22 protein-coding genes and 1 tRNA gene are annotated in these 22,067 nt (G+C 58.6%); 6 read left to right on the plus strand and 17 right to left on the minus strand.

Annotation, left to right across the window (positions count from 1 at the left end):
* Window positions 1-18: 18 nt before the first annotated feature.
* The 7 genes from MHM88_RS22540 to MHM88_RS22570 form a co-directional block, all read right to left on the minus strand.
* Window positions 19-1,734 (minus strand): recombinase family protein, encoded by a 1,716-nt coding sequence (locus tag MHM88_RS22540; protein WP_239369195.1) that lies wholly within the window; start codon window positions 1,732-1,734, stop codon window positions 19-21.
* Window positions 1,735-1,779: 45 nt separating this feature from the next.
* Window positions 1,780-1,971 carry a hypothetical protein gene (locus tag MHM88_RS22545; RefSeq protein ID WP_239369197.1) on the minus strand — a complete coding sequence of 64 codons (192 nt, stop codon included), beginning with the start codon at window positions 1,969-1,971 and terminating at the stop codon, window positions 1,780-1,782.
* Between the two features lie 400 nt (window positions 1,972-2,371).
* Window positions 2,372-2,599 (minus strand): hypothetical protein, encoded by a 228-nt coding sequence (locus MHM88_RS22550; RefSeq protein ID WP_239369199.1) that lies wholly within the window; start codon window positions 2,597-2,599, stop codon window positions 2,372-2,374.
* A gap of 55 nt (window positions 2,600-2,654) precedes the next feature.
* Complete coding sequence (locus tag MHM88_RS22555; protein WP_239369201.1) at window positions 2,655-3,152, minus strand: type II toxin-antitoxin system PemK/MazF family toxin; 498 nt, start codon at window positions 3,150-3,152, stop codon at window positions 2,655-2,657.
* 333 nt (window positions 3,153-3,485) lie between these two features.
* Window positions 3,486-4,910, minus strand: coding sequence for a phosphotransferase (locus MHM88_RS22560; protein ID WP_239369203.1), 1,425 nt, complete (start codon window positions 4,908-4,910; stop codon window positions 3,486-3,488).
* Window positions 4,903-5,784, minus strand: a complete 882-nt coding sequence (locus tag MHM88_RS22565) for an ATP-binding protein (protein ID WP_239369205.1) — start codon at window positions 5,782-5,784, stop codon at window positions 4,903-4,905. The genes MHM88_RS22560 and MHM88_RS22565 overlap by 8 nt, the downstream gene beginning before the upstream one ends.
* The gene (locus MHM88_RS22570; protein ID WP_239369207.1) at window positions 5,785-7,617 is read right to left on the minus strand and encodes an AAA family ATPase; all 1,833 of its coding nucleotides are present in this window, start codon (window positions 7,615-7,617) and stop codon (window positions 5,785-5,787) included.
* 649 nt (window positions 7,618-8,266) lie between these two features.
* Between MHM88_RS22570 and MHM88_RS22575 the strand changes: the two genes are divergently transcribed.
* The 4 genes from MHM88_RS22575 (at window position 8,267) to MHM88_RS22590 (ending at window position 12,482) form a co-directional block, all read left to right on the plus strand.
* Window positions 8,267-9,493: a plasmid recombination protein gene (locus tag MHM88_RS22575; RefSeq protein WP_239369209.1), complete on the plus strand. Its 1,227-nt coding sequence runs from the start codon at window positions 8,267-8,269 to the stop codon at window positions 9,491-9,493.
* Between the two features lie 204 nt (window positions 9,494-9,697).
* Window positions 9,698-10,126: a hypothetical protein gene (locus MHM88_RS22580; protein WP_239369211.1), complete on the plus strand. Its 429-nt coding sequence runs from the start codon at window positions 9,698-9,700 to the stop codon at window positions 10,124-10,126.
* A gap of 579 nt (window positions 10,127-10,705) precedes the next feature.
* Window positions 10,706-11,818 (plus strand): aminotransferase class I/II-fold pyridoxal phosphate-dependent enzyme, encoded by a 1,113-nt coding sequence (locus tag MHM88_RS22585; protein WP_239369212.1) that lies wholly within the window; start codon window positions 10,706-10,708, stop codon window positions 11,816-11,818.
* A 55-nt stretch (window positions 11,819-11,873) separates the two neighbouring features.
* Window positions 11,874-12,482, plus strand: a complete 609-nt coding sequence (locus tag MHM88_RS22590; RefSeq protein ID WP_239369214.1) for an acyltransferase — start codon at window positions 11,874-11,876, stop codon at window positions 12,480-12,482.
* A 581-nt stretch (window positions 12,483-13,063) separates the two neighbouring features.
* Here MHM88_RS22590 and MHM88_RS22600 read toward each other — a convergent pair.
* The 8 genes from MHM88_RS22600 to MHM88_RS22635 form a co-directional block, all read right to left on the minus strand.
* Window positions 13,064-13,663, minus strand: a complete 600-nt coding sequence (locus MHM88_RS22600) for a GNAT family N-acetyltransferase (protein WP_239369216.1) — start codon at window positions 13,661-13,663, stop codon at window positions 13,064-13,066.
* Window positions 13,663-14,058: a ketosteroid isomerase-related protein gene (locus MHM88_RS22605; protein ID WP_239325631.1), complete on the minus strand. Its 396-nt coding sequence runs from the start codon at window positions 14,056-14,058 to the stop codon at window positions 13,663-13,665. The genes MHM88_RS22600 and MHM88_RS22605 overlap by 1 nt, the downstream gene beginning before the upstream one ends.
* Complete coding sequence (locus tag MHM88_RS22610) at window positions 14,059-14,514, minus strand: low molecular weight phosphatase family protein (protein WP_239325634.1); 456 nt, start codon at window positions 14,512-14,514, stop codon at window positions 14,059-14,061.
* A gap of 3 nt (window positions 14,515-14,517) precedes the next feature.
* A complete protein-coding gene (locus MHM88_RS22615) occupies window positions 14,518-14,997 on the minus strand; it encodes a UPF0262 family protein (RefSeq protein ID WP_239325636.1) in 480 nt (159 codons plus the stop codon).
* Window positions 14,998-15,278: 281 nt separating this feature from the next.
* Window positions 15,279-16,583, minus strand: a complete 1,305-nt coding sequence (hisD, locus tag MHM88_RS22620; protein ID WP_239369218.1) for a histidinol dehydrogenase — start codon at window positions 16,581-16,583, stop codon at window positions 15,279-15,281.
* 80 nt (window positions 16,584-16,663) lie between these two features.
* A complete protein-coding gene (locus MHM88_RS22625) occupies window positions 16,664-17,140 on the minus strand; it encodes a DUF2948 family protein (protein WP_239369221.1) in 477 nt (158 codons plus the stop codon).
* Window positions 17,140-18,411 (minus strand): UDP-N-acetylglucosamine 1-carboxyvinyltransferase, encoded by a 1,272-nt coding sequence (murA, locus tag MHM88_RS22630; RefSeq protein WP_239325645.1) that lies wholly within the window; start codon window positions 18,409-18,411, stop codon window positions 17,140-17,142. The genes MHM88_RS22625 and murA overlap by 1 nt, the downstream gene beginning before the upstream one ends.
* A gap of 5 nt (window positions 18,412-18,416) precedes the next feature.
* Window positions 18,417-18,572 (minus strand): hypothetical protein, encoded by a 156-nt coding sequence (locus tag MHM88_RS22635; RefSeq protein WP_239325647.1) that lies wholly within the window; start codon window positions 18,570-18,572, stop codon window positions 18,417-18,419.
* Window positions 18,573-18,655: 83 nt separating this feature from the next.
* Here MHM88_RS22635 and MHM88_RS22640 point away from each other — a divergent pair.
* Window positions 18,656-18,730 (plus strand) — tRNA-Thr (locus MHM88_RS22640).
* A gap of 132 nt (window positions 18,731-18,862) precedes the next feature.
* The gene (locus tag MHM88_RS22645; RefSeq protein ID WP_239369223.1) at window positions 18,863-21,238 is read left to right on the plus strand and encodes a methyl-accepting chemotaxis protein; all 2,376 of its coding nucleotides are present in this window, start codon (window positions 18,863-18,865) and stop codon (window positions 21,236-21,238) included.
* 27 nt (window positions 21,239-21,265) lie between these two features.
* Here MHM88_RS22645 and betI read toward each other — a convergent pair whose 3' ends face one another.
* Window positions 21,266-21,847 carry a transcriptional regulator BetI gene (gene betI / locus MHM88_RS22650; RefSeq protein WP_239325722.1) on the minus strand — a complete coding sequence of 194 codons (582 nt, stop codon included), beginning with the start codon at window positions 21,845-21,847 and terminating at the stop codon, window positions 21,266-21,268.
* A 103-nt stretch (window positions 21,848-21,950) separates the two neighbouring features.
* A partial coding sequence (locus MHM88_RS22655; protein WP_239369225.1) for a hypothetical protein occupies window positions 21,951-22,067 on the minus strand: 117 nt, incomplete at its 5' end.

Consider the following 22,067-nt stretch of genomic DNA (forward strand, 5'->3'; position numbering starts at 1 on the left):
CCAGGTAGCTCGTCAGGCTCATAACCTGAAGGTCGTAGGTTCAAATCCTACTCCCGCAACCAAAGATAGCGAAGACGCCGTATCCGAATAAGATGCGGCCTTTTTGCTGTCCCCAAAGCTCAACAGTTCCAACAGCTTGCCACGGATCTCCAGCGTGTGGAGGTCCGCTTCCTCGTCCCAGGACACGACCACCGTCTCGACCAGCGTGTGCAGCTCGTCAGCCGCCGGGCCCGCCACGGCCTCGTCCGTGAGCGTTCCCACCAGATCCTCGACATGATCGCGGTAGAGCGCGGGAATATCCTCTGGCAGCTCGATCGGCGCAGGGACGAGGCTCTCCCGTTCCCGCCGTAGTTCCTTGAGCTTGCCGTCAGCCACTTCCAGTTCCTCAATCAGCACGTTCGAGAACCTGCCTTCCTTTACCGCCTGAAGGAGGTGCGCGCGTTCTTTCTCAACCTCCCGGATCCGGGCATCGTGTCGCTGGAGAACGCGCCCGCTTTCCTGCTCCTCGGCGCGCATCCTGGCAACGTAGCTCGACCGGAACGTCTCGTATTCCTTATCCTGCATCAGCCCCTCGCGCAGGCCGCCGAGGATCGTCTCGGCTGCGTCGGCCTCCGAAAGACCGGGCATGCCGGTGCAGACGGCCTCGCCCTTCTCCTTGGCATTGGCGCAGTAATAGCGCCGCCGGGCGCCCTTGCCGGCGACGGTGAGATTGCCGCCGCACTGGCTGCAGGTCAGCAGCCCCGAGAGCAGATACTTGCGCCGCCGCGAGCTCTGTGCCGCTCCGGGGCCGGTCTTGCCGCCGGCCTCGGCCCGGGTGCGCGTGGTGTCGATCAGGTCCTGCCGCGCCTTGACCTTGTCCCACAACGCATCGTCGATGATCCGCAGGTCGGGCTTCTCGGTGGTGAGCCATTCCTCGGGTGGGTTGGGCTTGGAGACCCGGCGGCCGGTCTCGGGATGCTTGGAATAGCGCTGGCGGTTCCAGACGTGCCGCCCGATGTAGAGTTCGTTGTTGAGGATCCCGGTGCCGCGTGCGCGGTGTCCATAGATCGTGTTGGCCTTCCAGTGACCGCTTCCCTCGCCGCGCCCACGCGGGGCAGGAACTGCGGCCGCGTTGAGGTCGGCAGCGATCTGTCGTGGCGACTTGCCGGCGGCGTATTCCTCGAAGATACGGCGCACGATCGCAGCCTCTTCCGGGTCGATCCGCATGACGCTGCCGTCCGACTTTCCGTTGCTGGGGGGCAACGCCTCCGAGCGATAGCCGTAGGCGCGCCCGCCCGTGTTCTTGCCGGCCTCGACGCGGCCGACGAGGCCGCGACGGGTCTTGTGCGAAAGCTCTTCGAGGAAGAGCTGTGCGAAGGTCCCGAGGATCCCGATATCGAAGATCCCGAGCTTGCCGCGATGGAGCTGGTGCATCTCGACATCAGCGTAGTTGGCCTTCTTGTAGAAGAGCATCAACAGCTCGAGGTCGCGCGCCAGCCGGTCGAGATGTTCGAAGAGCACGATGTCGCAACCGTCCTCCGCGATGAAAGCCTGCAATGCTTCGAAGCCAGGGCGGCCGCGCGTCGCGCCGCTGATCGCCACGTCTTCGAACACCTGCACGACGGTCCATCCATCCTGTCGCGCCGCGTGCTGACGGCAGAGCCGCACCTGATCCTCGATCGAGGTCGGGTTCTGCAGATCGCTGGAATATCGCGCATAGATGGCGACGCGGACGGGCATGGCGGATTGGATCATTCGAAACCTTCAACAGGGAGCGAGCGACAGAAGTTGACGCATTCGTCACGCGCTGTCCAGTCTCCCTCCAAACACTGAAATACGGATGAAATTATGACGGACGTTCCATAAATCGGCCCGAATCCACCGGCACAACGCGACTACTGCGTCCGGAGTGTCCGCCTTCGTGTTGCCCTCCCGGGCAGTCCGCTTGGCGGCAACTTCGGCGATGAGGTCGATCAGGTTCGCGAGGGCCATGCGCTTCTCCTTCGGCTGTGGACACCGAAAGCCGACAGACTGGCGAGAGCCGAGCCCTCGTGTGTGATTGACGAGCCCGTGCAGGCAGGACCTGCACGGGCTTCTCTTTGGCGGGCGCGCCGACATCTGTAGCAGCAGAAGGTTCGCCGGCGCGCCCTGACGCGGGTGTTCCGGCCCGCGTGTCTCATCAGGCTGCGGCGCGCAGCCCCTCCAGGGCCTTCTCGGCGCGCAGGATGTCGTGCACCGCCGAGAGGGTGGCGTAGAGCTCGATCAGCACCGCCAGGGCGTTCGAGAGTCGGTCAGCCTCCGGCGTGAGCCGTTCCTGGCCCCACGTCTTGTAGTCGGAAACGTTCTCCGGGCTGTGGTCGTAGCGCGTCTCGACGTAGGTGCCCTCGGCGATCTAGGCGTCGAGGACGCCGACCAGCTCGTGCAGCATCGCCAGGATGCCCTTGTCGAAGATCTTACCAGAGCGCAGCAGTGCGGCGAGCTTCTTGGCCTCCTGCTTCGGCTTCGGCGCGACGAGGTCGAGCACGTCCTGGTCGATCCCGGTTGCTGCAGCCCGCGCCAGCGGGAAGCACGAAGCGGCCATGGCGGTGATCTCGGAGGCGGATTTGAACGGCATATCCATTGGTTTTTCCTTGTGTTGATTGAGAGGGTAGGAGCAGCGGCGAGAGCGCGGTTCCCTAATGGAAACCGCGGTCTTCGCGCGCCTGCTCTTCCCGCCGCTGTTCTTCGCGGTCGTAGGCGGCAATGTCGGCTTCGGCCTGGATGCGCGCCCAGACAGAGTTCATCCGATCCAGAAGGGCTTCATCGAGGCGGCCGATGATCTGCGGGCCCTTGGTCCGGCCGTGGAAGCCGCTGTGGTCGACGTGCACGATGATGCGGCGTGCGCAGACGAACCGCGTGGGCTTCGACAGCCCGGCTGTCTCCCGCGCGGCGGACTGCTTTACGATGACCTCGTAGCCCCTGTTGGCACGCGTATCGGCGGAGGTGCCGTAGGCGATCTCGACGAAGCGCTCGTCGCCCTTGGTCAGCGTGTCGAGCACCAGGCAGGGGCGGCGCTTCGGCGCGCCGGGTTCGTCATCCTCCTCGGCGAGGGGAAAGCGAAACAGCACGACATCGCCGCGTTGCAGATGCGCGTTCTTGCTATCCGGTGTGAATGGTTGGGGGTGATAATACATGAAGGCCTCCTATAGCGTGGGAAAACGACGCCAGTGGGAAAGCCTGTCTACTCGAGGCTGTCGTTCAGCTGCGCGTCACAACGACCGCGCAGCTGAACGACAGCCAGAACGGGAGAGCGCCGAGAGGGTGTCCCTCTCGGCAAAATCCGACCGGAAAGTATGGTGGGGAAGGCTCATCCGGGGTGAAGAAGCGAGGCAAGCTTCCTGAAGACAATCCTGCCATGCATGCAGTGGACAAACCAAAGTTGCCACCACCAGAAAACGCTGCGGTGCAGCTCAATCGTAAACTTGCGATATTTCAAACATGAGTGGGCGTGAAATATTGATCACGCTTCATGTATCGAATGCCGAGTGAACTGCGTTGAGCAGGGACGTCGCTAACTCCTTGTCAGTATCTTTGTATTTAAGCTGGCACAGGACGTAGGCATATGTTGCAGCTACCAGCTCTCGTCTGTGCAATCCTTCGGATTCAGCAAATGAACGGCAAAGGGCCGAATAATTTGCGACATTCTCAAGGCTGGAGTATTTTTCGTTGGATGCCCACTCCTTTGGGTTCACTCGCTTTCCAGGTTCAACTCCGATTACCGATGCACCTGGGTGGAAAAGGATTGAACTTTCTAGGGTCATCCAGTCTAAGGCCATAGGCCCTTCTTTTACATCACCATAGTCAATGAATACAGGATCTCCTCCTTCATCACAGAACAAAACGTTCTCACCATGCAAGTCTCCATGAATGCAGCCCCAGTGGACTTGTAGTTCTCGGGCTTCGAATCCTGCGGCCCAATTCAATGAGTGCTCCTCAAAGAGTTGGCGTGCAGTGTCGTCATCCAGAACCGTTCGTCGTAAATCTCCAACCGTTATCCTGGTTTCAATACTTCCTTCTACCCATGGCTTTCTCTGGTTATTTATACCCTTAAGCACTTCTTCAAGTCTCTCTGGACTCTCGCTCAAGATGGAGAACGCATTTTGCCCATACCCATCGGCTAACTGATAGGCTATTGCAGCAGTGTCTTTTGCGCCAAAGTTTAGAACTTCTAAGAACCTCGGCGAAGCACTCGCTGGAAGCCGGTTGATAAGGCCGAGGTTTCCTTGTTCCGTTTCAACCATCTCGTGACTTCCAATCTTGAGAACGGCGTTCTGAATCTTCTGACCGGACGCATCAAAAACGTCTACATGATAGACCGCACTTCCCGATAGTCCTCCGCTCAACTTTGTAATTCTGCACCTAACACCACCGATCCGTCGGACGAATATCTTTATTAACCTGAACTCCTGTTCATCCAGGTTAGATCCATCCGATACGGAGTGCTCAATATCCATGAGCCCCCTGATGGATTGAAAATAGTCACTGAGTAGTGATGGGAGTTTATCGAAATCTTCTTTCCTGAGATGGTCAACGGTGGGAAATTTTTTATCACATCCCCATATCCTTTGCTCACGTGTTCTTCGAACAATTGTTTTAATAATATCGTCCGCACTTAGGGCCGTGTGGATCAGCACCGGTGTGCCGCTGGCGATGCGATGCAATTCATCCCATACAGCCCTGCCGTGATCGACGTGAGCGTCCAGCGCCCCATCCATAGTTGGGATTTTCTGGTCCAAAACCGTAAGATCGAAGAGATCATCTGAGATTAGCTGATAGGCGGAGTCACGGCTCTTTGCCCATAAAATCTCGCATTGAGGATCGACATCTAAACACACGTCTCGAACCTGCTCAAAGAAGTCTTCTTCGTCTTCAACTAACAAGATTCTAACCATCTCTGGGCCATCTCATTTCAAAGCGCATTCCCCCGAGTTTTGCGGGGTATAAATCAACTGTTCCCAAAATGGTGGTCATAGCCATTCGAGCGATGGCAAGCCCAAAACCGGTATGACCTTTTTTGTTGGTCTTTCCAATTTCGAAAGCCGCCTCGCTTGGGCCTACAATACCCACTCCATGATCCAAGATGGAGATGTAGTTTTCGATATCGCTCTGCCCCCAGAAGATAACTATTGGCTCATCGCTGTTTGCGAGTTTGGTTGCTTCGCAAGCGTTTTTTAACCCATTTTGAAGAACTATGGAGAGCAACTTCGTGTCTCCAAACATTTCAATATCGTTCTGTCCATTCAAGTGAATAGACACATTTTCACAAGCGGAAACTTCCGAAATGGCCTCTCTAAGGAAAATGCGAGGAGCAAAAGGTTGAGCGTCGTTCGAAGCTGACACATCACGTAAGGCTTCAATTCCGTCAATGACTGCACTTAAACGATCTAGATTTGACTTTGACTGACTGGTCTCGTAGTTACTGACTTCTCGCTGGGCCGAATATTTCAGAAGTCCGATTTTAGATGATATCTCATGCAGAACGATTCCAGTTACAACCCGTACGGCTTTTTGATACTCACCGTCAGAAAAGTCCGTTGTTTTGGAGGCTTCGGAGGCTTCGGCGCCTTCGCGTTTCGCCCCGGTTTCAATTCTATCTATTGATGCTCTTATTAGTCTCCTAAGGAAGGCTACGCGTTCCTTTTTGAGAGCCGTGTGGAGCGCGGGCAAAGTTGTGCGATCTCCCAAAGTCCCCAAATAACGCACAGCTTGTGTTCGCACTTTAGGTTCATCAGTTTCCAATCCTTCGAGGGCCGTCTGTTTGTCCAATTAGTTTGCTCCCGCGTAGAAAGCTGCTCGTATCCCAAATGCCTCTCTACCTCCTTCCATAAGAGACGAAATGGCATCCACAGCTTGATCACTGTCCAGCTCAACCGAAAAATCAACGAATCCTCTGCGACCGTCGGAATCGAGCAAAGTAACTTGCTGCGCCTCTCCTAAGACTGGAATATTAGCATTGTGAGTCGTTACGATTAGCTGGCTTTTTGATGCGCGGTCTCTAATGGATTTAATTAGCGTGTCGGCTATGAAGGCATTGTCGATATGATCCTCGGGCTGGTCTAATACAACGACTGGCTCAGAAAGTTGCAGCACGATTGGTAAAACGACTGTACACCTTTGGCCAAGTGAAAGATTAGAGATCTGCTTTTCGTCTCCTCCATCCAGCAAATAGAAAGACGCGGCGTCCGAGATTGGATAGGCGGCGATCCGGCCTAGGTCCGTTTTTTCCATTGCGGAGATTAGACGTATGGCGCGATCCACTGACACATTTAGGGCCTGAGCTAATTGGTCGTAGCTGTTGGACTCAGTCCATTCTACCAGTTCTCTGGGTTCGACCAAATTTGCCAGTGGCGCGAGAAGCTCTGTATAGCGCAACCCACTGCCCTTTAATTGGTTGGCTAACTCTTGTTCGTATTGTGTGGTTTGCGCACCGTGTTCGACAACGACTTTGATGTTTGGTGCAAGGCGTTTGTTTAGCGTTTCAGCAACAGATTTTCGCTGTTCGAAGCGGGTCTTTCTGGCCTCAAGTAGTTGATCCAATAACGTGCCTCGAGAATGCTGAAGTTTCGAAATAGATATCGCTTCTTGCTCGACTAGCGAACTCAGTGATTGTAGTTGCGCAACTTGATCTCGGAGTCGTTGTGCGCGCCTGGATATTTCTCCGAAACCAATTTCAGCTTTTTCAATTTCAAGTCGGATTGAGCGTGCTTCAGACTCATGAGAGACACGCTGGCGTTCGGTTTCAGTCAACCTTTCGCGGAAAAACGTGTCGGCATCCCTGAGGTTTTCCTTGGCAGAGTTAATTGAACTCATCGCCTTCGCAACCAATTCGATGCCAGGCGTCAGATCGCCATGGAACATGGCTGGGTCCATCAAGTTCTGCCAAGAAGACTCAAGTTCAATGAGTCCAGTTACTTTTCTGCCGGACACGTCAAGGAACCGCTTGAGTTGATCCTCGGCCACGGCGGTCTGCGAGATCTTTTGGTTTATCTCATTCAGGCGGTCATACCTCTCCTTCATGAGTTCGGAGGTTTCTTTTACAGACGCCTCTCGTTCTTCTATCTCGGAAAGTTGCTTTTGTAGTTGTGGAAGGGCGGACCATTCCTCTTGCAAGGTTCTTAAGTTTTTCGACTTATATCCTATTTCCGCCGTCATCGAGGCGATCTGCGATTTCATTTCTGTTTCGCGCTCTACAAGGCGCATTTTTTCGGGTATGAATTGATCAATTAGATCGAGCCGACCCTTAGCAGATTGTCCCAGTGTTTCTATTTCAGTTTGTGAGAAAACTATTGGCTTGACAAAGTCAGCATTTGCCTTGTTCGTTTCCTCATGTGACGCCCTCGAACTAACTACGACGTCGCCGTTGTCCTTTTGCATGGTGACCGTGACCTGACCGGCACCCAGAACGGCACGAGCATGTTTCTCCGCTTCGTCGCTGTCAGATTGAAAACCGGCTGACGATCCAACGGCAAACCGAATAAGCTCCACTACGGACGTTTTGCCAGTTCCGCGTGCGCCTATGATAGCGTTAAGCCCGGATTCAAAGCGCAAGTCTAAACCATCGAGAAAACCCTCTTCGACCTGGACTCTTGTAATCTTCATAGGTTCCTCACTTTGAGAGTACCGGTATCATGAGCTGATGTGTGTCTAGCTTATGCGGTACAGTCAACGTGGTCGAGAGCCGTCGGTGGAGGTGACACTTCGGGCTGGGTCGCCGGGATGGCGTTGAATGTCTTTGATATGAGTCTCTGTTGCCAACCTAAAACGTGAGCACAGTCTGGTTTGACCACTATCATATGCTGTTTCAGTGAAAGTCTGGAAACCGCCTCAACGAACGATGCGAAACGACGCGCCAACGGGCCTTTTGATGCAACGTGTCGATTAACTGCTCTCTCTTCGAGAGCCATGGTGTGCAGGGGCGTGGCGAACGGCCCCTGCGAGCAGGCGGGGGTTTGGGGGAGGAGTGCGGAACGACGCCCCCCCGGGAGCAGGGGTTGCAAGGGGAGTGCGGAACGATGACCTTGCCGCCCTCCGCGCAGGAGTGCCCGCCGCACAGGCGCCCCCGGCGGGCGGGGTTCCGGGGTAGCGCCCCGGGCGAACGGCAGGCCGAACGCAGGCACCTCAGGTGCCGGAGTGCGGGCTGTTTAGTGAGTAATGACCCCACACATCCGTTCGCGGCTACGTCTGGTCGATTTCTCCGGTGCGGGAAAACATCAACCCATTTTCTGACCTCAACGTTTGGAGGTCAGACATGGCAAGCAAGAAGTACCCGGTGGTCCTGCGGTTCGAGGGCATGGACCCGAGCGATATTGGCGGCTACGAGGCGCACCGCTATCGCAAGGGCGGCGACCTGGGACACATCGACCGGAACAAGCCGACGCCCCGCCGGCTGATCGGCTCCGAGACCTGGGCAGAGGAAGCCCGGGCCGAGATCGAGCTGATTAACGTCGAAACCTTCGCTGCCGAACTTGAGGACCTCGACCGGCGGAACCGTCGCAAGGATCTCGAGAAGCGGCGGCTCGAAGGCCCCCGGGACCCCTGGCGGGCGTCGCGCCACGGACCGATGCGCGAACTCATCCTGACTGCCAACAAGGACTGGTTCGAACAGACCGAGACGAGTGACGTCGAGTTCAGCACGTCGCGCGAAGAACTGTTCGAGGAACGTGCGGTCGCTTGGCTGCGCGACAACTTCGGCGACGACGTCATCCATGCCCGCGCCGATCTCGACGAGCAGGCCTATCACATCCACGCCGTAGTCATGCCGCGGGCGACCGTCAGGAAATACGGGACCGAGTGCCGGGTTCTGCAGCCCTCGATCCATCCGCTCATCAAGGACTACGAGGCCGCGCAGGACAGCGTCGGCGAGTGGTTCAGCGAAATCGGCCTGGTCCGCGGCGAGAAACGCAAGCAGGCGATCCGCGATGCGCTGAACGATGGACGGACGCCGCCGATCAATCCGCGGCATGTCCGACCCGCAGAGTGGCGCGCGAAGGAGGAAAAGCGCCTCGCCGAGAAGGCCGCTGAAGTCGAGACCCGCGAGCGCGACGTCGTCGCACGCGAGGACGATGCGGCATCCGTCCTGGTCTTTGCCCACGCGGTCGCGGCGGGCGAGATCGACACCGACGGGCGCCCGGTCGAGTCCGCCGATGCAAACCGGCCCACCCAGACGCAACCGGTCAAGAAGACAACACTCGGCTTCGCCGCCGCGCGCAAGGCCTTCCGGGCCGTTGCAAAGCGGCTCGGTGCGAGGGCCGAAGAGAAGGCGCGTCGTGAGGCGCAGGAGCACATTGCGTCAGAGGTCGCGGAGATCAGCGCCGCAGACGAAATCATCCTCGAGATCGCCCGCGCGTTCTCGCAAGACCAGCGGAACCGGATCGCGACGATCCGGCGCTCGCTGACCGCGAAGATCATGGCGCTGGATCCGCGGAGCAAGGGCCGTTCCGACGCCCAGAAGTCGAGCCCGAACAGCCGGCGGTAGAGGCTACTTCTCCGGGGCATTTCACATGAAATCAGTTGATTTCTTTTTCATGATTTCAGCTGCTTGCGTAGTGCGGTCGAGACTTTTTTCTTCGGCTCACTGAAGTCCAAAATTTTGCGTTCCGATATGGTTTTTAGCCGGGAGCGGCGGGCGACAGACCCAAGGCTCCGGCGACATCGAAACCGCAAACCTGGAGTATTCCACATGAAGAAATCGCTGTCCCAGAAACCCGCTCGCAAGCCCCGCACTTCCCAGTTCGAGATGACCCCCGCCATGGAGGCTCGCATGCAGAAGGCGATGGTCTCGATCGGCAACATCGCCGACAAGCAAGCCCGCAAGGACGACAAGATCCAGCGCGAAGCCCGTCTGGCCGTCGCCGAGACTTTCGACGCCTGGCTCGACTGGATGGAAGAAACGGCACCCGAGCAGGTCGAGGAGATCTTCTTCGAACTCGGCTGCTTCGCCACCGCCACCAACCGCCGCCGGATGTTCAAGCACGCCAAGGCGCCGGAAGGCGCAGCAGAGCGCGCGCAGGAGCAGGTCGACCGGTGGAAGGCTGAGGAAGAAGCAGCCAAGGCGGCCGCCGACGATGGCGCGCAATCAAAGTCCGATGCCGCCGAAAGCCAGGCGTGAAGGCGTCGCTCTGCGCGCAGAAGGCGCGCGGAGCCGCAGATTACCGTCTCACCTGCAAAATCGTTCGCCAAAGACCAAATCCTGCTCCCGCAACCAAATTACATATAAATATAAAGACGTTACAGCTGCCAAATGGGCGGCTTCTTTAGTTCGCAACAGCCTCAAACTCCAAAACACAGTGACAGAATAAGCCCGGCCGAATGCCGCCGGAAACCCGCGGCACAGGTCGATTGCCGAATTGTATAAAATCACGCCGGAAGCCGTGGTCAATTCGAGTTGAATCACCTTCAAGCTGCGGACATTTCAGCGGAGTACGTTAAAAGGACATGGGCATCCAGCCCAAGGTGAGATCGTCCAATTGAACGGTTCAAGTCTTCTTAACCAACTCTGCGTTACGTTTGCTATGGCCAAGGAGAAACTTGGCGAACTCTGGGCCAGTCGCCCAGTGAGAGCGAGACATAGCTGATGACGCGAAAGATAATCCGCACAGAGACCGATCTGGCCGTAAATGGAGCGCCCCCTGCGCTAGAGCACCCAACCCATGTCGGGCGCCCGAATATCGCCGACCGGGACAAGTTCATGTGGTATGTCGATGATATTCTGGAGCGGAACTGGTTGACGAACAATGGGCCGTTGGTGTGTGAGCTGGAGCGCAGGATCGCCGAATATCTAGGCGTCCGGCACTGTGTTGCCATGTGTAACGGTACCATCGCGCTGGAGGTGGCAATTCGCGCGGTTGGAATGTCTGGCGAGGTGATCGTTCCCTCCTACACCTTTGTTGCCACCGCGCACGCCGTATCCTGGCAAGGGTTGCACCCGGTTTTTGCTGACGTTCGTCGGCAGGATCATTGCATCGACCCCGAGGCCGTTCGCAGGGCGATCACGCCGCGCACAACCGGAATCGTTGCCACGCATCTCTGGGGCGGAACCTGTGACATTGCCGCGTTGCAAAAGATTGCACAGGAGCATGGCCTGAAGCTTGTCTTTGATGCGGCGCATGCCTTTGGCTGTTCATATGATGGTCAGCGTATCGGCGGCTTTGGCGACGCCGAGGTCTTCAGTTTCCATGCCACCAAGTTCTTCAACACGATAGAGGGCGGGGCGGTCACCACCAATGATGACGCGCTTGCAGATCAGCTCCGCCTGATGCGCAACTTTGGGTTTGCCGGTCAGGATAAGGTCATCCACCCAGGAACCAATGGCAAAATGACGGAAGTGAACGCCGCAATGGGATTGGTCAATCTGGATGCCGTGGACGCCGTTATGGCCACCAACAAGGCACGTCACGCTGCATATTCGAATGCGCTGGAGAATATTGCCGGGCTTCGGTTGACCCCGGTTACACCAGATGAGGAGCGCAATCACCAGTATGTGGTGCTGGAGGTCGACGCCAGCTTTCCTCGCACCCGGGATGAGGTCCTCGATGTGCTCACTGCAGAAAACATCCTTGCACGTAAGTACTTCTGGCCGGGCTGCCATCGCATGGAGCCATATCGCTCAATACAGCCCAACGCCGGGCGCTCTTTGCCGGTTACGGAGGATCTTGCCGAACGGGTGATTGTCTTGCCCACCGGTCCGAATATGCCACGTGAGGCGATCAGCGTGGTGCGTGAGGTGTGCCAGGTGTTGTCAGGGCAGGTCATCGGGCGGACATCGCCCTATGTGAGCGCACAGATGCGGAGTGTGTCATGAACTGTGTATTCATTGGCATGACAGATCCCGGTTTCGATTGGCAGGATGAAGAGCTGTGACAAAGGCCAACCCATTTAATCCAGGATTCTACTCTTCCAGTGAACTCAAAGGTATGGGGTTCAAACATGTTGGTCAGGATGTACAGATCGCCAAAAACTGCACGATCCTTGGTTTGGAAAACATCTCTATCGGAGACAATGTACGCATAGATGGTGGGGCCACCCTGGCTTGTGCAACTGGCGACCTCACCATCGGCAGTTACATCCACATCGGAGGGTACTGCCACCTCACGTGCTCCGGCGGTATCAGGTTGGGCGACTTCAGCGGGTTGTCTCAGGGCGTGCGTATCTATTCTGTGAGTGACGACTACTCCGGAGACTGCCTCACCAACCCGACAGTCCCACGTGCATTCCTGAATGTCACAACTGCAGCTGTCGACATCGGAAAACATGTTATCATCGGCTCAGGAAGCGTCGTGCTGCCCGGTGCATCAATCGGCGACGGCGCATCCATTGGTGCGCTGTCTTTGGTGAACAAGCCCTTGGAACCTTGGGGGGTTTATTGCGGTGCACCTGCACGCAGGCTAAAAGCACGCAGCAAGGCCTTGCTGCAGCAGGAAGAAGAGCTTTTGCAAGCAAGAGGGCGCGTACTGCCGGTTCTGTAGAGGCAATCAGGCGCTTCGGCATTCAAGAAAGACCGAAAGATCAAACAGGCCCATTTAGGCCTAAGGGGGGACGCAACAACTGACGCCGTCTGCCCGGTGCGCTGAACGCATCACAATTTCAAAATGTCACATATATCCACTCCGGGGCAAGAGATCCACCTCTGCATTTTCGAAACTGATCCTCAGAACGATCTTGTCAACGGCCATCACTGTAACAGCGAAGCTGACTTTTTTGACCTGGATTGTGATGAGAAATTCTACCACATTGCCATAGGATCATCGGTGGCGCGCAGAGACATTCACCAGCGTCTTCTGGGCGAGAATTGTGAGCGATTTTCCAGTTTTGCGCTGATGTCTATCATATATGACCCCAATACCATCTGCGCTGGGACCGTGGTTGGTATGTGGGCAGTCGTCACCAAGAGCGTGCCCCCGAATACGACAGTTGTCGGAAATCCGGCAGCAGAGTTGAAACGTCGGACCTGAAATGTTGACTGCCAGACCACGGCGAGCCTGGTCTGGCGTGCTTCGGGGTGCGTCTCGGGGGCTGGAATATCGCTGACTTGACGCGCGGGCGAGGGCTATGCGTGCGCCGGCAGGTCTCGTATCCAGAATTGCAGATCCTTTTTTGTCTCGTCGGCCTGATCTAAGTCTTTCCAGGAGAATTCCGCCCTGACGCCGGGCAGGGGCACATATCCGCGTTTCTGCCAGAATGGATCAAGCGGCGCATAGTCGCGTGGGCGCAGCGGATGGGTGTCGGGGCGCAGGACGCTACAGAACGCCGATTTGGAAAACCCGAGCGCGAGAGCATGCGCCTCGCGCAGGTCAAAGAAACCATGCCCTGCACCCTGACCACGATAGGCCGGAAGCAGAACTGACTCTGCGCAATAGAAGATCTCCCTCAGATCCAACCCGCTGCCTGCAAAAGCGGCGGCAAAGTCATCCGCGTGATCGGTCAAGGGGGTTCCGGTTGCCGCTCCGACCAGACGATCCCCATCAAATGCGCCGACAACCACCGCGCCTGCGCTGTCGCGATAGCTCTGCAAGTACTCACGCTCGTAAGCGAGATCGCCATCATAGAGATAGGGCCAGGCGCGAAACACCTCGATCCGCAGGCGTGCCACATCGTCCAGCGCGGCCTCCAATGCCGCGCCGGTCAGGGTCTCAATCCGCAGAACCATCAGGCAGAGACCTGTTTGATCCAGTCAGAGAGGTTGTAATAGGTGGTGACGCGGGTGATGAGGCCATCACGCAGATTGAAAAACGACCCGGCAGGCAGTTTGTAAGTCTGTTGGCGCGCGTCGGGCAGGCCCTCATCGGTCTGCAAGTAGGTGCCATTCACGGTGTATTCCGCCGCCGCTCGTGTCGCGTCCGGGGTGGCAAAGATGACCATGTCGGTCAGCTCTTCACGGTAGCAGTGGCTCATATGCGCACAGAACTCGGCGAATTTTTCCTTGCCGACACGGATATTCCCCTCGTTGACGTGATGGGCCACATCATCGGCGAGGCAGGCAAGCATGCCGTCGGTGTCTCCGGCGTTGAAGGCGTTGAAATAGCGCGCGATCGTGTCGTTCATTTATGTCTCCGTCGGGTTGCCCCAGCGTGCAATCAGCCGCTCGAGGATCTGGTCTCGGGTTTGCCTGTAGCTCTCTAACTTGGCATTCCGTGACTCGCCGAGCCCAGTTGGGTCCATAATTGGCCAATATTCGACATCGAGGTGAAAAAAACGGGTGAGTTCCAGTGCGCGGCGCTGGCTCGCCGGCGAAAGCGCAATCACCAGATCATACGAAGAGATGTCATCGCCCCACTGCTCCATCTCGTCAAAGGAGCGCGAGCGATGCCGGGACAACTCCACGTCGATCTCCTGACAGACTGCAATGCAAAACCCGTCAATCTCCAGGTCGTTCTTGACCCCGGCGGATTGCACATAGGTTCCGGTGCCATAGAGTTTTTTCATGATCCCCTCGGCCATCGGGGATCGGACCGCGTTGTGGTCACAGCAGAACAAAATGGACTGCGGCAGCTCCGTCACGCATCAGCCTCCGAAGTGCAGAACGCAGATCAGGGTGAACAGGCGACGGGCGGTATCCGTATCCACCTCCGCCTTGCCTTCAAGGCGTTCCTGCAGGACGCGGCTGCCTTCGTTGTGAATGCCCCGGCGCGCCATATCGATGGTCTCGATCTGGCTGGGGGGGAGGGTTTTGACAGCGGTGAAGTAGCTTTCGCAGATCTGGTAGTAATCCTTGACCACCTGACGAAAAGGCGACAGCGACAGGTGGAACTCCGCCGCCTTGTCTCCGCCTTCGGTCTGGACGTCGAACACCAGACGTTTTTCGCGGATCGACAATGCGAGGTGATAAGGCCCCTCCGGCGTGTCGCGCTCTTCGCGGTTGGGCAGCACAAAGCTATTGTCCTCGATCAGATCGAATATCGCGACTTTGCGTTCCTGCTCGATCTCCGGCGTTGGCGGCGGCAGGTTGCGATCGTCTAGTTCAATTTGGCTGATCCGGCTCATGGCTCTGGCCCCAGTACTGTCTCCCTTCATGACCTAGCGGATCGCTCCGTCTCGCACAATCGCGCGGACGGGCTGACCCTGCGCAATCATTGCGCAAGTGTGACGTCATCGCTGCGTTAATTCAGGGGGTAAAGAGCAAAAGGCGTACTGTCGCGCCTTGGCGTCAACATTCTGTTAACCCTGAGTGGGTTTCATCGTGACATGCCCGAAACTCAAGGGTTTCGGCCAGCAACAGGCTCAGCGCGGCGGAGGGCAGCCCTCCGCGCTGAGCCTTAGCTGTTTTATTGGTTGAGTGCCTCAAGCCGCGCTAGCACCGACAATCCATGCGCTTCGAGGCTTTCGCTCTCTGCCAGCGTCGCAGCCGCGGGGCCGATCGCGCGCAGCGCATCCGGGGTCATCTGGCTGAGCGTGGTGCGCTTGATGAAATCCATCACCGACAGGCCGGAGGAAAACCGGGCTGAACGGGCGGTGGGCAGGACGTGGTTGGGGCCGCCGACATAGTCGCCGATAGCCTCCGGAGTATATTGCCCCATAAAGATCGCACCGGCATGGATGGTTTTCTCGCTCAGCGATTGCGGATCGGCGACGCACAGCTCCAGATGCTCCGGTGCAATCCGGTTGGACAGCGCGGCCGCCTCATCCAGATCCCGCACCACGATGACGGCACCAAAATCGCGCCAGCTGATGCCCGCGATGGCGCGGCGGTCCAGCGTTTCCAGCCGTTTGTCCACCGCAGCGGCGACGGCCTTGCCGAAGTCTGCATCATCCGTGATCAGAATGGATTGTGCGCTCTCGTCATGCTCCGCCTGGCTCAGGAGGTCGAGCGCGATCCAGTCGGGGTTGTTGCCCTTGTCGGCAATCACAAGGATTTCCGAAGGCCCCGCAATCATATCGATGCCGACCTTGCCAAACACACGCCGCTTGGCCGCCGCGACAAAGGCATTGCCGGGGCCGGTGATCTTGTCGACAGGCGCGATGGTTTTGGTGCCATAGGCCAACGCGGCCACGGCCTGCGCGCCCCCCACGCGGTAGATTTCGTCCACGCCGGAAATGCGGCAGGCCAACAGAACCAGCGGATTGATTTGCCCGTCCGGGGTCGGCACGGTCACCGTAAGTCGCGCGACCCCTGCAACCTTGGCCGGAATGGCGTTCATCAACACGGACGACGGGTAGCTTGCCAGACCTCCGGGCACATAGAGCCCCGCCGCTGACACCGCCGACCAGCGCCAGCCCAGCGTTGCGCCGCTCGCATCGGTCCAGGTCTTGTTTTCGGGCATCTGCTCGGCATGATACGCGCGAATGCGGTCGGCTGCGAGTTCGAGTGCGCTGCGCTCTGCGTCAGATACAGTTGCGATGGCCGCATCGACCTCCGCTGCCGAAATCCGCAGCGCATTTGCATCCTTGAGCGCGAGCCGGTCGAACTTTTCCGTCAACTCCAGCAGCGCGGCATCCCCCCGGTGGCGCACGTCAGCAATGATATCTGCAACAATTGCGTCCACATCCGGGCTGTCCTCACGCTTTGCGCCGAGCAGCGCGGTGAAGGACTGGTCGAAGTCGGCATCGGAAGAGGTCAGAAATACGGGCATTACGGCACTCCTTTGTGCGGAGCCTTACCCTGCCTGTGCGTCTGCCTCAAGTTTGATTGGCCGAGATAGGCCGCGCCGCGTCATGTATCGTGCTGCGGCATGTGCTTGGACGGTGCGCGGTAGGGGCGTGTCACGTCCTTGAGTGTGACCTCAAGTGCTTCCACGGACAGGCGGATTGCCCCGTCCCCTGCAAGCGTCAGCAACAGATGCCCGGCGCTATCTTCGCCCGGCTCAAAGGTGACCGACAGCACCGACAGGATCATGTCCTTATCGGTGCGATCAATCCCCTGAGAGGCCACGTTCAGGACGTTTTCGGCAACCAGCACAGATTGTACCCGCTCATATGCACGCCCACGACGCTCGGCAGCGACGCGGTCTTCCCAGCGAAACCGGTTCAGGAGAATGGCAAAGCGGCGCGCAGAGGCGCGCCAGCCCATTTCCGTCACAGGAAACACTGCATCCTGAACAAGCGAGGAGATGACCTCCAGATCCTCGGCCTCATAGGCACCGAGGTTCAGGGGGCGTTCGCGGCCGTCTTCGAAGCGGGCATCGGACATCAGTCTTCCTTGATGCGTTCGATCTTGGCGCCAACCGCAGAGAGCTTGCGCACCACATGTTCATAACCGCGATCCAGGTGATAGACCCGGCTGACGCGCGTTTCGCCTTCTGCCGCCAGCCCTGCAAGGATCAGCGATACGGAGGCGCGCAGATCCGTCGCCATCACGGGCGCCCCCTTCAGGCGTTCGACGCCGGTGACCTTGGCGGTGCCGCCATGGACATCAATCTGTGCCCCCATCCGCATCAGCTCCGGGGCGTGCATGAAACGGTTCTCGAAGATCTTTTCTTCCAGCACCGATTCACCTTCGGCGGTGCACATCAATGCCATCATCTGCGCTTGCAGGTCGGTCGGAAAGCCGGGGAAGGGCTCCGTGACCACATCTACGGCTTTGACGCGGCCCGATTTATGGCTCACTTTCAGGCCCGCATCGGTTTCCGAGATCTCCACGCCGGCCTCTTCGAGCTTGGCGCAAAAGGCCTCCAGCAGATTGCGCCGACCGCCCAGCAGTTCCACCTCGCCGCCGCAGATCGCGGGCGCCAGCATATAGGTGCCCAGTTCAATCCGGTCGGTGACCACCGGGTGCGTTGCCCCGTTCAGCCGATCAACGCCCTGAATGGTAATGGTGCTGGTGCCGTGGCCCTCGATCTGGGCACCCATCTTGATGAGGCATTCGGCCAGATCGATGATTTCGGGTTCCCGTGCGGCATTCTTCAGAACCGTGGTCCCTTTCGCCAGGGTCGCGGCCAGCAGGGCGTTTTCGGTCGCCCCGACCGATACGATGGGGAAGTCGACGGTGCCGCCCTTGAGCCGCCCACCGGGGGCCTTGGCGTGCACGTAGCCATCACGCAGATCCATTTCCGCGCCAAGCGCTTCGAGTGCCTTGAGGTGCAGATCAACGGGGCGCGCGCCAATGGCACAGCCGCCCGGCAGTGAGACGACCGCGTGACCTTCACGCGCCAGCATCGGCCCCAGCACGAGGATCGAAGCGCGCATCTTGCGGACGATATCGTAATGCGCCGTGTGGTTGTCGAGACCATGGCTCGACATGGCCAACACCTGGCCCTCCTGCAACGCGGACACCTCTGCCCCCAGCGATTGCAGCAGCGCGGTCATGGTACGGATGTCGCTGAGGCGTGGCGCGTTGGTCAGCGTCAGCGGGTCTTCGCTCAACAATGTGGCGGGCATCAGCGTCAGGCACGCGTTCTTGGCCCCGGCAATCGGAATCACTCCGTTCAGCGGGCCGTTGCCAGTTACCAGAATCGAATCCATCTGCTCTATCCTTTTGCGTCGCCCGGGGCGTCGTCTTTTTGTGCGGACCGTGCCTTGGCTTGCGCCTTGCGCCGGGCCATATTCGCCTTCAGGGCCGCTTTCAGGCGGTCCTCGCGAGCGGCCTCGGATCGGTTGCCGGAGGGTTTCTTTTTGTCTGCCATAGAGAGTGTCTAACTTAGTCCAAAAAAACCGTCCAGATCCTCTTGCGCTCTTCTGCGAATATGCATAGAAGCCCCTTCACGGCGCTGCTGTAGCTCAGAGGTAGAGCACTCCCTTGGTAAGGGAGAGGTCGAGAGTTCAATTCTCTCCAGCAGCACCATTTTCCAGCATTTTACGCCAAGCGACCAACCACACAATCAGTGTTAAGCGTTGCTCAAGCAATTTTCGGCAAGCTTTCCTGCGTTCGGCGATCTGCGCCGTGATTCCAATTGTTGGAAAGGGAATGCGCCTGATGCCCGTGTTTAGCCGCCTCTGGAAAACCACCGCGATGAGTCTCAAGTTGCCGGTGATCATCGCGATCCCGGCTATTGTCCTGTTGCTCGCGGCGGGCAGCGTTGTCACGTTTCGGGCGGTCACGGAATTCGGCAATGAGCGCAAGGCGGCCTATGAGACCCTGCTGCGCGAACGTTCGAACGCGTTGGAAACCTGGCTGGACGATATCGCAGCCGAGGTCAGTGCGCTGGCTTTGAACGGATCAGTCGCGCTTGGGGTCAAGGACTTCGGCCGCGGGTGGATGCCGGTCAAGGACGAAGAGCCCGGCGACTATCTGCGCCGTCTCTACCTGGATGAGAACCCGCATCCGGTTGGTCAGAAGGATGAATTGCTAAGCGCGGGCGACAAATCTGTCTGGACCCTGCGCCACAAGAAATACCACGAGGGATTTCGCGCCTATCAGCGGGCCCGCGGCTTTTATGACATGTTCCTGTTCGATCCGAGCGGGAACATGATCTACTCGGTGTTCAAGGAAGACGACTTTGCCACCAACTTCGTCGACGGGCCGTACAAGGACAGCGGCTTGGGTGAGGCCTTTCGGGCCGCGGTCGATCTGGAGGCCGGGCAGGTCTACATGACCCGACTGTCACCCTATGCGCCAAGTCAGGACGCCCCCGCGATTTTTGTGGCCGCACCGGTCTACAATGGCATGTCGGTCTTTGGTGTTGTGGCGGTGCAGGTTCCGATCAACCGTCTCAACGAGATTCTGGCGCAGTCGGATCTTCTGGGTGAAACCGGGCTTGTCTATACCGTGGCGTCCGATGGGTCCGCGACATCCTCTTCGCCGCATGAGGAAGGGCATCGCGTTTTTGACCAGTTGGCCTCGACCGCAGCGATATCGGCCGCCCTTGGTGGTGAACGTCAGTATTTTGAACATACAACAGGCATGGAAGGCGGGGATGTCATTGCGGTGACGGACAGCATCCAGGTGCCCAACGGGGAAACCTGGGGCATCGTGCTGGAAATCGACCACGCCGAAGCCTCTGCCAACAGTGCAGAACTGGTGCGCAACTCCCTGATTACCGCTGTGGTCGTGTCGATCGGCGTGCTGCTGTTCTCCTGGCTTGCGGCGCGCACAGTGACGGGACGTGTGCAAGTTCTGAGCGAAGACATGGGGGCGGTGGCGGATCGTCAATATGATACCGACGTGCGGGGCACGGACTACCGTGACGAGATCGGCGTGATTGCCCGCGCGCTGGAAGTCTTCCGTGGCGATCTCAAATCTGCCGAACTGGCCGAGCAGGATCGCATGCGCAAGCAGGAGGAGCAGAACCTCGTTGTGAGCGCGTTGAGCCGCGGCCTGGTGCAGCTTGCCAAGGGGGATCTGACACATGAGATCTCCGAGCCATTCCCGGAGCCGCACGAGCATTTGCGGCAGGATTTCAATACTGCGATCTCCCAGCTGAGAACGCTGGTCACAGATGTGGTCGAGGCCGCGCAGAGCATTCGCAACGGTGCCTCGGAAATCAGTACCTCCTCGGGGGATCTGTCACAGCGGACCGAGGCACAGGCGGCCACCTTGGAGCAAACGGTCGCCGCGCTTGATGAATTGACGGCCAGCGTCAAATCCTCGGCCGATGGGGCGCAGAGTGTCGAAACCATCGTCAAGGAGGCGCGGGCGGAGGCCGAATCGAGCGGCACGGTGGTGCAGAATGCGGTGTCGGCGATGTCCGAGATCGAACAGTCCTCGCAGCAAATCGGCCAGATCATTTCTGTCATTGATGACATTGCCTTCCAGACCAATCTGCTGGCGTTGAATGCGGGGGTGGAAGCTGCGCGCGCCGGTGAGGCCGGTCGCGGGTTTGCTGTCGTGGCCAGCGAAGTTCAGTCCCTCGCACAACGATCAGCGGGGGCGGCGAGTGAGATCAAGACGTTGATCGGAAACTCTGGCGAACATGTTGAGCGTGGCGTTGATCTGGTCGGCAAGGCGGGGACGGCACTGTCCAGCATTGTCGAGCGGGTGACCCATATTTCCACCTTGGTGTCGGAGATTGCCGAGGGTGCTGCGGAGCAGTCCACCGGGATCTCTGAAATCAACACCGGGATGACGCAACTGGATCAGGTGACCCAGCAGAATGCCGCAATGGTCGAACAAGCCACCGCAGCCAGCCAGCTGCTGAATGGCGATGCCGACAACCTCGCCGCTCTGGTGACCCGGTTCGAGACCGGCTCCGCCCACTCCGCCGCGGCACCGGCGGCCCCGAGCACGTCGGAGAGGCAAGATGCCGGACCGGCGGCAACGGCGCATGGAGAGGACTGGCACGACATCACGCCGGTGGCGGCGCAGGCCGCCACGGATGGAAATGCCGCCAAGGCGCTTTGGGACGACTTCTGATCCGCACAAGCGCGCGGTGAAGATGGATCAGCCCGGTTGAGACTGGTCCAGAAACACCGCAAGGGCATGGGAGACCGTGCCAAAGGCCGCGTCACTGCGCGCCCCGTCCGTCAGCGCAGCCCGCAAATAGACCCCATCGATGAGCGCCGCCAGTGTGTCGGCCACCCGCTCGGCGTCGGGGCTCAGTTTGCGGAGGTCAAACAGCAGATTGCTTCTCAGGCGGCGCTGGTAGACTTGCATCAGATGAGAGGCGTCCGATTTCGACTGCGCAAGGGCGTAGAAGCTGAGCCAGGCAGAGGTCTTGCGCGGATCGAATACATGTGGCGCAAAGTTTGCACGAAGAATGGCCTCCAGGCGGGCACGTGGCCCTTCGGCGTCCTGCAGGCCGGCCCGAACCTTGGCGGAAAATTCCGACAGGATGTGCCGCATGGCGGCGATCAGCATCTGTTCCTTGCTGCCGAAATAATGATGTGCAAGGCCGCTGCTCATGCCGGCCCGACGCGCGATCTGAGCAACCGTCACGTCGAGAGAGCGGGTCTCGCCTATCTCGTCGATCACGGCTGATACCAGCGCCGCCCGGCGCTTGGGCTCCATCCCCAGTTTGGGCATTGCTCTCTCCTGTCTTGCGCCCCTTGGCTCATGGCAAGCAGGGGGAGGCGGGTCAACTGAATTCGCCGGCCCGCTGATCGCAGGCCGGCCTGAGGGAAGTGTACTACTCGCCCCGGGGGAACCGCGCCTGGTCCTCGACGATGTTGAGATCCATGTGGTTTCGCATGTATCGCTCCGAGGCCTTTTGCAGCGGCTGGTAATCCCAGGGGAAATAGCCGCC

This window comes from Epibacterium sp. MM17-32, from assembly GCF_022348205.1.
Taxonomy (GTDB): domain Bacteria; phylum Pseudomonadota; class Alphaproteobacteria; order Rhodobacterales; family Rhodobacteraceae; genus Epibacterium.